Origin of the sequence: Prosthecobacter sp., from assembly GCF_044232965.1 — a bacterium.
GTDB lineage: Bacteria > Verrucomicrobiota > Verrucomicrobiia > Verrucomicrobiales > Verrucomicrobiaceae > Prosthecobacter.
Map to the genome: position 1 here is coordinate 28,056 of NZ_JBIIKX010000055.1, position 12,359 is coordinate 40,414.

The following is a 12,359-nucleotide window of genomic DNA, read 5'->3' on the forward strand; positions in this document are numbered from 1 at the left end:
GTCCCCTCTCCCCGCCCTAGCCATTCGCAAACTCACAGGTTCTGCTTCGGGGAGAGGTTGGGTGAGGGGTCACGCCTCGCTTCGCCAACCGGCCACCATTCGTTATTGATTCATCATGGCAGCTCTCATCGACATTCATCCTGCCAAACATCGTACGCGGGTCCGCCGTGCCACCGCCGAGTCCGCATGGTCACGCTGGCTCGTCATCAGCATCGCCGTGGGCTTCATGGGGCTGATGTTTGTGCTGCCGCTCGTCGTTATTTTCCAGGAGGCCTTCCGCAAAGGCTGGGAGGGCTACGTCGAGGCCTTTGATGATCGCGCCACGATGCACGCCATCTGGCTCACGCTGCAAGTCGCCGCCATCACCGTGCCGCTGAACACGATCTTTGGTCTCGCGGCGGCTTGGTGCGTCTCGCGCTTTCGGTTTCGCGGCAAACGACTGCTCACCTCGCTCATCGAGCTGCCGTTGTGGGTCTCGCCCGTCATCGCTGGACTGATTTATGTGCTGTTGTTTGGCGCGCAGGGTTTCTTTGGCCCCTCACTGAAGGAGCACGGCATCAAGATCATCTTCGCGCTGCCCGGCATCGTCCTGAGCACCATCTTCGTCACCTTCACCTTCGTCGCCCGTGTGCTCACGCCACAGATGGAAGCCCAGGGTCAGGCCGAGGAAGAAGCCGCCATGACACTCGGCGCGAACGGCTTCCAGATGTTCTGGCGTGTCACCATTCCAAAAATCAAATGGGGTCTGCTCTACGGCATCATCCTGTGCAATGCGCGCAGCATGGGCGAGTTCGGCGCCGTTTCCGTCGTCAGCGGCCACATCCGCAACAAGACCAACACTGTCCCGCTGCACATTGAGGTGCTCTACAACGAGTACCAATTCGTCCCCGCCTTCGCCGTCGCGTCCGTGCTGACGCTGCTCGCGCTGGCGACCCTGATTTTGAAAACTCTCACGACCACCAAACGAGGAGCTGCATGAGCATCCACATTCACAACATCACCAAGACCTTCGGCAGTTTCAACGCGCTTAAAAACGTCAACCTGGAAGTCAAAACCGGCGAGCTCGTCGCCCTGCTCGGTCCCAGCGGCAGCGGCAAGACCACGCTGCTGCGCATCATCGCCGGACTCGAATTCGCCGACGAAGGCGAGGGCAAAATCGAGTTCCACGGCACCGACGTCACCAACCACACCGCTTACGAGCGCAAGGCCGGCTTCGTCTTCCAAAACTACGCGCTCTTCAATCACATGACAGTAGCCGACAACATCGCCTTCGGCCTGCGCGTCATGAAAAAGCCACAGCGTCCCGAGCGTGAAGACATCGACAAATCCGTCACCGAACTCCTCCGCCGCATCGCTCTCGAAGGCTACGGGAACCGTTATCCCTCCCAGCTCAGCGGCGGCCAGAAACAACGCGTCGCGCTCGCCCGTGCCTTGGCAGTCGGCCCCCAAGTTCTTCTCCTCGACGAACCCTTCGGTGCCCTCGACGCCAAAGTGCGCAAAACCCTGCGCAAATGGCTCCGTCAGTTCCACGACGAGACTAAAGTCACCACCTTGTTCGTCACCCACGATCAAGACGAAGCCTTCGAACTCGCCGACCGCGTCGTCATCCTCCACGAAGGCGATGTGCAACAGGTTGGATCGCCCGCGCAACTTCGCGAGAACCCGAAAAACGAGTTCGTCGCCGACTTCTTGGACTGCGTGATGATTTGAGGGGAGGAACCAGGGTCAGGAGGTCAGGGCGGCCACGGCGCAGGTCAAAACGACCGCCGCCTCTGTGAAACGCATCCTGGCGGAATATTGCGAGATGCAGGCGTATGCGGCGAACTTGTAGTGATCGCCATCGCGGCTCATTGGTGCTGGAAAAAACCTCCTCCAAAAGCGTTGTTGACACACTCTACAGAATTGTTTCTCATCAACTAGTTCTGCTAAAATCAAATCCTCCTTATGAACTCCATCCCACACATTTATCAGATGTTGGAAGAGGTGTGCGAGCGCATTGGAAGGTATGAGCGCCCGCGAGCTTTCGCACAGTCGCTAATGTTTAGTCAACTTCATGCGGGTCGGATTAATCGACGATTGGTAGAAGGCCCCAATCGGGTTTCACGAGAGAAACTCGGGGCGTTATCGACGGCGACTCTCCTGCGGAACATTGATGAGACCTTGGGTTCGATGTTGGTAAATCTTGTGGGAGGATCGACCGATCAGTATGCCGCGATTTCGCGGCTACATGAACTTGTAAAGAATCCAGAAGCAGACTGAATATGAAATTATCAAGTGAGCAGGAATACTGGGTATCGAAGCCAAAGCAACGCATCTCATCATCAAAACTTCGAGAGCTACTCGTAAAACAGGCCGGAAAGTGCGCTTTTTCCAGTGTGGATCTTGTTTTCGATAGACTGGATAGAACTCCGGTCGCGGGTGGCCCTGGCTGTCATCCATTATCGCCCGCTGTTGATCATATTTCACCAGGGTGCCTGACATCGGGAGTTCAGATTACCTGTTACGCACTCAACGATTTGAAGGGATACTTACCGCTAGATTGTTTCGAAGCTCTCCTTCAAACTCAAGCTTGGAAAGACCTCATGGAGAGGTGGCGGACTCAAGCCAAGTTAGATCCGAGTAACCGAGAAGCATTTCGGCAACTATTGCGCCCCAAAGCAGAACAAGCGGCTGCATCAAAAGTGTGCGCCACAATTCAAGTCGAACCACACCATTAATCCAACAACACAAATAACATGTACACACTAGAAATTAACGGAACATTCAAAGGTCTTTTCAAGACACCGCAAGAGGCATTGGTTGTAGTTGAAAAATGGGCGCGTCCATTCAACGACCACTGGGTAATCAAAGATCCATATGGAAAAGTCTATGCACAAGGATAGCGGACAAAGCACAAGCGGGCGCAGCAGATTGAGGCCACGACTTAACATCCCTTCCTCAACCTCTCCAACTTCACCCCCGCCGCATTCAGCGTCTCCACCTGCTTTGCAAAATGGAAGCGGATGAAGCGGTGCTCGGGTTCGCGGAAGAAGCTGGAGCCGGGGACGCCGGCGACGCCGATCTCGCGCACGAACCATTCGGCGGCTTCGGTGTCCGTGGTGAAGCCGAGTGATGAGATGTCGAGCAGCACGTAGTAAGCGCCCTGCGGTTCGGTGAAGGGCAGGCCGGTGGCGCGGAGATGGTTCAGGAAGACATCGCGCTTCGCGGTGTAGAGATCGCGCAGGCCGTGGTAGTAGCTGTCGGGCAGCTCCAGACCGGCCACGGCGGCCTCCTGCAGCGGTGCAGCGGCACCGACGGTGAGGAAATCATGCACCTTACGTGCCTGGGCGATGATGTACGGCGCGGCCTGCACGTAACCGAGCCGCCAGCCGGTGATGGAGTAGGTTTTGGAGAGCGAATTGCACACGATCACGCGTTCCGAGGCTCCGGGCAGCGAGTGCATGTAAACATGCTCATGCGGCGCATAGACGATGTGCTCGTAGGGCTCGTCGGTGATGACGAACGCATCGTGTTTTTCGGCGAGATCGAGGATCGTTTGCAGTTCGGCGCGTGTGAAGACCTTGCCGGTCGGATTCGAGGGATTGCAGACGATGATGGCCTTCGCGCCCTGGGCAAAAGCGCGGGCGAGTTCATCGGGGTCGAAGCCAAACTGCGGCGGACGCAGCGGGACGTAGATTGGTTCCGCGCCGGAGAGGATCGCGTCGGCGGCGTAGTTCTCGTAGAAGGGCGAGAAGACGATGACTTTGTTCCCCGGCTCGCAGCAGGTCATCATGGCGCACATCATCGCCTCCGTGCTGCCGCAGGTGACGACGAGGTTTTGATCGGGATCGACCGGCGTGCCGGAGAAATGCGTGATCTTCCGCGCCAGCGCCTGCCGAAAGCGTGGTGCGCCCCAGGTCACAGCGTATTGATGAAACGGGCCGCGTGTGGCGCGTTCGAGCGCGGCGAGCAGCTCCTCCGGCGGATTGAAGTCGGGGAAGCCCTGGGAAAGATTGATCGCACCATGCTGATTCGAGAGGCGCGTCATCGCACGGATGACGGATTCGGTGAAGGCGTGAAGTCGGCGTGAGGTCGCGGGCATGCTTGCGCATTTGGCGAGATGCCGCGAGGCTGCAAGGATGTCGCCAAAATGTTTCATTATCGCACTCTTGCCGCTGGGCATGCCGGTCCAGGCGGCCGAGAACTGGCATTACCTCGACAACGGCGAGGTCCGGCTCGGCGTGAACCTCAGCGCCGGAGCCTGCATCGGCTGGTTTTCGCCTTCAGGATCGCAGGACAACCTGCTCAACGCCTACGATGTGGGCCGCTATGTGCAGCAGTCGTATTATGGCGATGAGGATGGCAGTGACTGGAACGGCAAACCCTGGCGCTACAATCCGGTGCAGGGTGGAAGCTGGAAAAACGCACCTGCGGAGGTCGTGGAGACGAAATCCGACGCCACCAGCTTCTACGCGAAGACGAAGCCGCGACACTGGGCCACCGGAGCCTTTACGCCCGAGTGCGTGATGGAGGAATGGCTGCGGCTGGATGGCGGACTGGCGCGATTGAAGTTCAAGATGACCTACACCGGGGAAAAGGAGCACAAACCGAGACATCAGGAGCTGCCAGCGTTGTTTGTGGCACCGAAGCTCGACACGCTGGTGTTTGTGGACGCTGAAAAGAAGCTCAAGCGCAATCAGCCGGGATTCCCGAACGAATACTTTCGCGTCGGCGAGCCATGGTGCGCATGGGTGGACGCCAACGACCACGGTATTGGCCTGTCCATGCCGCACACGACGCAGATCACCTGCTACCGCGTGCGCAACGGCAACAAGGGCGACTGCAGTTACCTCGCACCGATCCAGACCTTCGCGCTCAAGCCTGGATTGGTGTTTGAATACGAGGTGGTGCTCACGATTGGCAGCTTGGAGGAAATCCGGGCAGCGTTTGCGCAACTGAAGGAATGGCCGCAAAAAAGCGCAGAAGACGCAAAAAGATGATGCTTTAAGGCAACTCTCCATTTTTGAGCCTTTTTGCGGCAATCCAATACTCATGCCCTCCGAACCTAGCCCTCCAGCCCAACTCAAAGACTGGTTTGATGAAGCCCGCTACCGGTCCATCGCACGCGAACTGACCCAACTCGCGCCAAAGTTTGATGCGAAGACGTTTTTGAAGCTCGTGCTCGATGGGCTGGAGGTGCGCACGCTGATGGAGCGGCTGCATCAGTCTGCGGTGGCGACGGATGCGACGCTGCCGGGATCTTTTCAGCAGAAGGTGCGCGTGCTGCAAAAGCTCGCGCCCAAGCTCGGGCATGAGTTTGTGACCATTTTCCTCGGCGACTTCGTGGCCACCTTCGGGCGCGAAGATTTCGACTTCTCGATGGAGGCACTGCGATTTTTCACGGTGTTTGGCTCTTCGGAGTTCGCGGTGCGGCCGTTCATCGTAGCAGATCAGGAGCGGGCGCTGAAAACGCTCCGGCAGTGGACGAAGGACGCGGATGAGAAGGTGCGGCGGCTGGCGAGCGAAGGCTCACGACCACGTCTGCCATGGGGCATGCGTTTGAGCGCGCTGGTGCGCGATCCTTCGCCGACGCTGGTGATTTTGGAGGCGTTGAAGGACGATGAGTCGCTGTTTGTGCGGCGTTCGGTGGCTAATCATCTCAATGACATCACCAAGGATCATCCTGAGTTCGTTTTGCAGCTTCTTGAGTCCTGGGAGCTGGAGCGCGAGCACTTGCGCTGGATCGCGAAGCAGGCCTGCCGCACGTTGATCAAGCGCGGACATCCGCGCGCGTTGAAACTGTTCGGTTTTGGCAAACAAGCCGAGGTCGCCGCCACGCTCAAAGCATCTCCGCAATGTCTCGAACTCGGTGAACGGCTCACGCTGACCGCCGTGATCACCTCGACCAGCCGTCAATCGCAGCGGCTCGCGGTGGACTACGTCATTCACTATGTGAAGGCGCGTGGTGTGAGCGCCGAGAAGGTTTTCAAATGGACCGAGGTCGATCTGCCAGCGCGTGGCACGCTTGAATTGAGCAAAAGCCAGGTGATCCGTGATTTCACGACGCGGAAGCATCATCCCGGCAGACACCGCGTCGAATTGCAGATCAACGGGCAGCGGGTGGCGGAGACGATGTTTGCTTTGAAGTAGCCGTCCGGCGGTCCTGCTTAGCGCGCGAAACGGTAGAACACCTCCAGCATCAGCGTGCACAGCGTCTGACGATAGATGGCGTCGGCGGCATCGCTCGCAGGCCAGTTGGGTCTGCCACGCTTGAAGCTGCCGTCGGGCTCCTGGGCCGCGAGGAGCTGCGGCATGAGCTGCCGGGCGTATTGTTTCCAGACCTCACCGCCAGCGAGAAACAAGCCCGTGGTGTAGCCATGCCAACTGTAGAGATTGCAGTTCTTGTTCCAGTCGAGCGGCTCGGCGGAGATGAAATCGGCAAGAAACGTGACGGCCTTGTTGGTCTCAGCGGGCTTCGGCTGCGTGGCGAGCAGTTGTATTCCAGCCAGCGCTCCACCCGTCAGGCTCCACTGGTTGTAATGCGTGTCGCGGGCGGAGCCACCGAAACCACCCGTTTTGGTCTGCATGGTTTCGATGTAGCCAACGGATTTTTTGATGCAGGCATCCAGGGCGCCCAATTGCAGGCCGGTTTCCTTGGCGAGGTGTAGCGCCTGGAAGTGCCAGTTCGCGAGAGACAGGTCTGCGCCTCCATTTGGATTATAAGCAATGTCCTGGCCGCCATAGGTCCAGGAACCGCGTTTGGTCTGCTGGCTGATGATGGTTTCGACGGCCTGCTCAAAGGCCTCACGCAAGCCGGGAAGAGCTTTGGAGCCAAGCCTTGCCAGGACATAGGCCTCACCCAGAGCGACGGTGGCAATCGCATGCTCATAGGTGCCTGCCCCGCCTTTCTGGCCTGCCCACGCCTCCGTGAGAAGACCATGCGGGTTCTGCTTTGCGAGAGTGATGAGGTAGAGGAGTCCCCTCATGACCGTGTCTCCAAACTCCGCCGAATCCGCCGTCTCCCCATGACCGAGATAGCATTGCAGAGCGAAACCGGTCATGGCTCCTTTGTTGGCACGACCCCAGGAGCCGTCGGGGTTCTGACTGATCTTGAGGCCGCCCAGAGAGCGCACCACGGCGGCCTCGATTTCGGCTGTGCCACCGCCTTCGAGGATCGCCTTGAGTCGGGCGTCAGGACTGAGACGTGAACGATAACGCGGCGGCAGGTTTTGGAGCCCTGCATCAGGTGTCCGATTGGCGGAATCACCCTCTGAACTTGCCGGGGCATTCTGCATCGACAGCCAATGCTCTTTGGCATAGGCCTTGTCGGGCGGGCTAAGATTGTCGATGGCGATCTCGAATTCCTTGCCGTCCTTGAGGCGAATTTTCACCGCGCGCTTCGGGACATTCACCCCGACCATCTCGGCTTCGATGAGCTGGCCGCTGGTATTCGTCCAAAAACGAACTTCGCCCGCCGCCGTGCCGCAGAACATCGTCGCGATGAATGCAGCCGTGCAGAGGACGTGCTTCATGGCTACTTCGTCGCAGACTTGGCCTGTGCCTGGCTTTCAGGGGAGAGCTTGGCCAGCGGGAAAATATGGGTAACGCCCGTGGCGGGAACCTTCAGAAGAACACCATCGCCTTGGAGTCCCATGAAGTGGGCTTCGAGGGCTCTGCCGTCGCTGCTGGTCCATTTCAGAAGCGGGCCGTCACCAGCAGCAGCGGCGGGGGCTGCTGTCGGCGCGGGTGCTGGAGCCGCGCCACCACCTGTGAGGCTGGCACCTTCGGTGATCCAGGCCTTGAGTGTGTCAACCTCGGCAGCGGTGAGGCGGTTTTTGCCATCCGGGGGCATGACGTCGGTGTCGTCATCCGGCAGGGTGCAACTGATGAAGAGCGTGCTCTTCATCGGCTCGCCAGGAATGATGTTTTTTCCAGCTCCGATCTGCTCGGCGATCTTGTTGTCATCCATGGCCAGCTTGCCTTTGACCTTTTTGGTCACGCTGTGGCAGGCGAAGCATTTGTTGCGGAAGATCGGGGAGATCTGGGTCCGGTAATCGACGGCGGAGGCCGTGCTGGTAAGCACAACAAGGGCGAGGAGAAGGCGGTGGGTCATGGCAGTGACCTAGGAAACGATCAAAATTGCGTTTTGCCTAGTTAATTTTGCTGAGGTTAGGCAATCAGCGACTCGACAGCGATCTGGCGCGGTGTATGCGCATAGCAGGGACGCAGAAATCTGTGGAACGAGACTCATCATGGGGAAATGAACCGATTTGATCAGAGGAAGGGCGGTAAATCGCGGCATTAACCATTTCTATATAAAACCGATAGACTTTATTGATAATAACTCTTGCCGCTGCTTGCTTTCATGGCATTCTACGCCAGTCTGCCCGCCCCCCATTTCCTCGCCACTACTTTTATGAGCAAAGCCTCCGTTGAAGACATCAAACTCGCCTCCGCCGGCCTCCGCGGCCAGCTCGCCGAGCTATTCGCTGACACTAGCATCCCGAACATCCCGGAGGACAGCAACATTCTCCTCAAACACCACGGTTCCTACCAGCAGGATGACCGCGATGTCCGCGCCGAGCGCACCAAGGCCAAGCTCGAAAAGGCCTGGAGCTTCATGATCCGCAGCAAGATGCCCGGCGGACGCATCACGGCCAAGCAGTGGCTCATCCATGACGATCTTTGCACCAAGGCCTTCGGCAACATGCGCCTGACCAACCGCCAGGGCATCCAGCTCCACGGCGTGCTCAAAGGCGGCCTCAAAGAGGTCATCCACAACGTCTGCCACAGCGGTCTCAGCACCATGGGCGCCTGCGGGGACGTCGTGCGCAACACCATGGGCCCCGCCGCGCCGATCAAGGACGCCGTGCATGCCGACACCCAGAAGCTCACCGAGGAAATCAGCCAGCGCTTCCTGTGGCGCTCCAGCGCCTACGCGGACATCTGGCTCGATGGCGAAAAGCTCGAGCCGAACTGGATCAAGGACCCCGAAGTCAATCCCGCCGTCCGCGAAGCCACCAAGGCCGCCGAGGGCGATGACCCGATCTACGGCAAAGTCTATCTGCCGCGCAAATTCAAGATCGGTGTCGCCATCCAGCCGCTCAATGACGCAGACATCTACTCGCAAGATGTCGGCCTCGTCCCGCACGTCGTGAATGGCGAGGTCGAAGGCTACACCATCACCGTCGGCGGCGGCTTTGGCATGAGCCACGGCCAGCTCAGCACCCGCCCCTTCCTCGGCCAGCCGCTCCTCTACGCGAAGCGTGCGAACGTCGTCGATGCCATCGAAGCCGTCGTCACCACGCAGCGCGACCACGGCAACCGCACCGAGCGCAAAAACGCCCGCCTCAAATACACCGTGCAAACCATGGGCCTTGACGGCTTCCGTGCCGAAGTGGTGCGTCGGCTGCCCGGCATCGAGACCTTCCCCGCCAAGGAACTCCAATTTGACACCGTCGAGGACAACCTCGGCTGGCACGAGCAAGGCGACGGCAAGCTCTACTGCGCCGTCCATGTCAGCATGGGCCGCATCGTGGACCGCGAAAACGGCCCGCACTACCGCAGCGCCTTCACCGAGCTGTGCCAGACGCTCGACCTGCCCCTCATCGTCACGCCGAACACAAACATCATCATCGCTGAAGTCGCGCCTGAGCAAAAAGCCGCCGCCGATGCCATTTTGGCGAAGCACGGCGTCGTTCATAGCGACGGCATGACTCGCGCCCGCAAGGTCGCCCACGCCTGCGTCGCCCTGCCGACCTGCGGCCTGGCCCTCAGCGAGTCCGAGCGCGTCCTGCCCGGCTTTATGGACAAGATTGATGAAGCACTCCGCGAACTCGGTCTCGCAGACGAACCGATCCTCTTCCGCATGACCGGCTGCCCGAACGGCTGTGGTCGTCCCTACAACGCCGATTTCGGCTTCGTCGGCCGCTCGCCAAACAAGTACGCCATGTTCGTCGGCGGCAGCATCCGCGGCAACCGCCTCGCCGGCCTCGAATACAAGTCCGTCCTCGGCGAAGAAGTTCCGGGCAAGGTACGGGCCATCCTTGAGGAGTTTAAAGCCGGTCGTCAGGCAGGTGAAATTTTCGCCGACTGGTTCGAGCGTACCCGCACCAAGGGCGCCGAACCCACACCCGAACAGTTCCACATCGAACTCGCGGAACGCGCCGCCAAGCTCGCCGGTGAGAAGGTGGGTGAGGCAGGCTGAGACGGCTTCCAGGAACGGTGATGCGAAATCATCGCATCGCCGGACTTGTGGGAGGCGTTTCTTTGGGCCACAGACTCTGCCATGTCCCTCCAGACCTACCACTTCCTCCATCTCATCGGCCTGATCTTTGTCTTCATCGGCTTCGGCGGCCTGCTCTCCAGCGAAGGCGCCAAGAAGGCCATGATGTGGCACGGCATCGGCCTGGTCATCAGCCTGGTCTCCGGCTTCGGCATGCTGGCCAAGCTCGGCATCATGAGCGCTATGCCCACCTGGGTGTGGATCAAGATCGCGCTGTGGCTGGTGCTTGGCTTCCTGCCCGTGCTCGCCAAACGCCGCGTGCTCGCCGCGCCCCTCGTGGTGCTCATCGCCGCCCTCATCGGCGGCGTGCTGGGCTACATCGGCTACTTCAAGCCGGTGTTTTGAGCCAACAAGCCAATGGTTGAACAAGCCCTGTCGGGATTGATCCCGAAGACTTCCTAAGCGCTTTCCAAAACATCGGGACGGGGCACGGAACCGAATCACACGCCAAAGGCACTCGGCCCGCTGCCGCCTGAAACCGGCGTGCTGCCGGTGAATCATCTCACGGCGCTCTTCAGGCCGGTCGTGATGCGCAAGGTGCGGCGCTTTCTGCGCACGGGCCGGTTTGCGGAGTGAACATCAGGCCGCCTGGGCAGGGGCACCGCCGAAGAAGTGCGTCAGCGCCTCCATCATGCCCTCGCTGGCGGGACGGGTGGCGATGAAGCCGCCGTAAGAATGTACGATCTGCTTGATCGGATCGAGCGCGTTGACCGGGCAGGCGATCATGCGGGCGTGGCGCGGATCGAGCATGCTGAGGTCGTTGTAGTTGTCCCCGGCGGCGAAACAGGCGGAGGAATCGAGTCCGAGCAGGCGCGCCAGCTCGCTCAGCGCGGTGCCTTTGCTGTAGCCGCTGTGAGAGAAGCGCAGGTAGATGCCGTTGCGATGATAGCCGATGTCCGGGAACTGCCGAGTGTGCGAGTCGATGTAGGCGCAGATGCCGTCGAGCTCGGCGTCCGTGGTGCCAACGATGCCCATCTCTCCATCCCCACCCGTGATGAAGGAGGCGTGGGTCTGCGTCTCCACCATATGCTTGATGGCTTGAAACGAAGGCTGGTGGTCTTTGATGAAGCGCTCCTGCGCACGGCGTGCCAGGCGGTTCCATGAGCCGTAATCCTTCCAGCGGCTGAAGAAGCCGGGCTTATAGATGTCGCACTCCTCGGCGATGATGAAATCCGGCTCCGAAAAGATGCCGTATTGCGCGAGTCCTTGCAGCGTCTGGCTCAAACTACGCCCGGTGTTGATGACCCACGCGGCCCCCTGGCCACGCAGCACTTGAATCATTTGCCCGAAACCGGGATGATACACAGGATCTCCCTCTGGATGCACGAGGGTGCCGTCGAAGTCGAAGCAGAGGATGAAACGATGTTTGGGGGCGGCCATGAATCAGGGGGCGCATTCATGCCGTGAAAGGGACGGGCTGCAAGACCGCGATCACACGCCAGACGGCCAGGGCGCACAGCGACCACAGAATCGTCTCATAAATCACGAACACCGGCAGCCGCATCTGCCGCCGCCGGGCGCGATGCACCAGGGACTCGCTGGCCCAGAGCAGGCAGAGCACCAGAGGCGGATACAGCGCGAGGTGGCGGCTGCCCCAGGTCAAAACCGGCATGTCCCAGCCGAAATCGAGCGTGCAGACCGCGAAGGCCAGCACCGTGAAAAACGCCAGCGGCGCGGTCTCAGGATGCAATGCCTGCCCGGCATGCGCGGCACGCGGGGCCACGAACCAAACAATGAGCATGAGCAGAATCAGCACTGCCGAGAGCGCGGCCACGAAGACACCGCGCTCATGCGGCAGCGAATCAAAACGCCAGGGCCATTGCAGCACGGACTGGATCATTTGCTGGCTGCCCTGGCTGAGGCGCTCGCTCACTGCGTCGGCAGCATGGAATTCGAGGTAGTTCGCATAGCTGGGCAACTCGGTCGCCGACACGGACTGAAGCGACTCGCGGGTCTGATGCGCCGCCGTCCACTGGCGCATGGCGTTTTCATCGTCAAACCAGCGCCAGAAGAACGGCGCGGCATCGCCCAGCTTCTCCTTCGAATGCGCAAGCATCGGCCCCACGGTGATCAAGTGACAGGCGACGAGCAAAAT

Annotated in this window: 10 protein-coding genes and 1 pseudogene; 6 read left to right on the forward strand and 5 right to left on the reverse strand. The window is 59.9% G+C overall.

Annotated elements, in window-relative coordinates:
* Positions 1-115: 115 nt before the first annotated feature.
* Both cysW and ACILSI_RS19620 read left to right on the forward strand, forming a co-directional pair.
* Complete coding sequence (gene cysW, locus ACILSI_RS19615; protein ID WP_395723605.1) at positions 116-979, forward strand: sulfate ABC transporter permease subunit CysW; 864 nt, start codon at positions 116-118, stop codon at positions 977-979.
* Positions 976-1,692, forward strand: a pseudogene (locus ACILSI_RS19620) (sulfate/molybdate ABC transporter ATP-binding protein); the annotation flags it as partial. The gene cysW and the pseudogene ACILSI_RS19620, both read left to right, overlap by 4 nt.
* 1,231 nt (positions 1,693-2,923) lie before the next feature.
* On the opposite strand, the gene ACILSI_RS19625 reads toward ACILSI_RS19620, so the two are convergent.
* Complete coding sequence (locus ACILSI_RS19625) at positions 2,924-4,081, reverse strand: pyridoxal phosphate-dependent aminotransferase (RefSeq protein ID WP_395723606.1); 1,158 nt, start codon at positions 4,079-4,081, stop codon at positions 2,924-2,926.
* Between the two features lie 79 nt (positions 4,082-4,160).
* On the opposite strand from ACILSI_RS19625, the gene ACILSI_RS19630 reads away from it, so the two are divergent.
* Complete coding sequence (locus ACILSI_RS19630; RefSeq protein WP_395723607.1) at positions 4,161-4,979, forward strand: hypothetical protein; 819 nt, start codon at positions 4,161-4,163, stop codon at positions 4,977-4,979.
* Between the two features lie 52 nt (positions 4,980-5,031).
* Positions 5,032-6,129 carry a DNA alkylation repair protein gene (locus ACILSI_RS19635; protein ID WP_395723608.1) on the forward strand — a complete coding sequence of 366 codons (1,098 nt, stop codon included), beginning with the start codon at positions 5,032-5,034 and terminating at the stop codon, positions 6,127-6,129.
* A gap of 17 nt (positions 6,130-6,146) precedes the next feature.
* Here the strand turns inward: ACILSI_RS19635 and ACILSI_RS19640 are convergent, their stop codons facing one another.
* Both ACILSI_RS19640 and ACILSI_RS19645 read right to left on the reverse strand, forming a co-directional pair.
* Entirely contained in the window at positions 6,147-7,511 is a 1,365-nt protein-coding gene (locus ACILSI_RS19640) for a prenyltransferase/squalene oxidase repeat-containing protein (protein ID WP_395723609.1), read from the reverse strand.
* 2 nt (positions 7,512-7,513) lie between these two features.
* Complete coding sequence (locus ACILSI_RS19645) at positions 7,514-8,092, reverse strand: c-type cytochrome domain-containing protein (RefSeq protein WP_395723610.1); 579 nt, start codon at positions 8,090-8,092, stop codon at positions 7,514-7,516.
* 303 nt (positions 8,093-8,395) lie between these two features.
* On the opposite strand from ACILSI_RS19645, the gene ACILSI_RS19650 reads away from it, so the two are divergent.
* Positions 8,396-10,186, forward strand: a complete 1,791-nt coding sequence (locus tag ACILSI_RS19650) for an NADPH-dependent assimilatory sulfite reductase hemoprotein subunit (RefSeq protein ID WP_395723611.1) — start codon at positions 8,396-8,398, stop codon at positions 10,184-10,186.
* Between the two features lie 81 nt (positions 10,187-10,267).
* The gene (locus ACILSI_RS19655) at positions 10,268-10,609 is read left to right on the forward strand and encodes a hypothetical protein (RefSeq protein WP_395723612.1); all 342 of its coding nucleotides are present in this window, start codon (positions 10,268-10,270) and stop codon (positions 10,607-10,609) included.
* Positions 10,610-10,843: 234 nt separating this feature from the next.
* Here the strand turns inward: ACILSI_RS19655 and ACILSI_RS19660 are convergent, their stop codons facing one another.
* Together ACILSI_RS19660 and ACILSI_RS19665 are read right to left on the reverse strand one after the other, a co-directional pair.
* Positions 10,844-11,644: an HAD family hydrolase gene (locus ACILSI_RS19660; protein WP_395723613.1), complete on the reverse strand. Its 801-nt coding sequence runs from the start codon at positions 11,642-11,644 to the stop codon at positions 10,844-10,846.
* A gap of 16 nt (positions 11,645-11,660) precedes the next feature.
* A partial coding sequence (locus ACILSI_RS19665; protein ID WP_395723614.1) for a hypothetical protein occupies positions 11,661-12,359 on the reverse strand: 699 nt, incomplete at its 5' end.

Bases quoted from the DNA above. Each gene is read 5' to 3' on its own strand.
- cysW (WP_395723605.1), top strand. From the start codon at position 116: ATGGCAGCTCTCATCGACATTCATCCTGCCAAACATCGTACGCGGGTC.
- ACILSI_RS19625 (WP_395723606.1), bottom strand. From the start codon at position 4,081: ATGCCCGCGACCTCACGCCGACTTCACGCCTTCACCGAATCCGTCATC.
- ACILSI_RS19630 (WP_395723607.1), top strand. From the start codon at position 4,161: ATGCCGGTCCAGGCGGCCGAGAACTGGCATTACCTCGACAACGGCGAG.
- ACILSI_RS19635 (WP_395723608.1), top strand. From the start codon at position 5,032: ATGCCCTCCGAACCTAGCCCTCCAGCCCAACTCAAAGACTGGTTTGAT.
- ACILSI_RS19640 (WP_395723609.1), bottom strand. From the start codon at position 7,511: ATGAAGCACGTCCTCTGCACGGCTGCATTCATCGCGACGATGTTCTGC.
- ACILSI_RS19645 (WP_395723610.1), bottom strand. From the start codon at position 8,092: ATGACCCACCGCCTTCTCCTCGCCCTTGTTGTGCTTACCAGCACGGCC.
- ACILSI_RS19650 (WP_395723611.1), top strand. From the start codon at position 8,396: ATGAGCAAAGCCTCCGTTGAAGACATCAAACTCGCCTCCGCCGGCCTC.
- ACILSI_RS19655 (WP_395723612.1), top strand. From the start codon at position 10,268: ATGTCCCTCCAGACCTACCACTTCCTCCATCTCATCGGCCTGATCTTT.
- ACILSI_RS19660 (WP_395723613.1), bottom strand. From the start codon at position 11,644: ATGGCCGCCCCCAAACATCGTTTCATCCTCTGCTTCGACTTCGACGGC.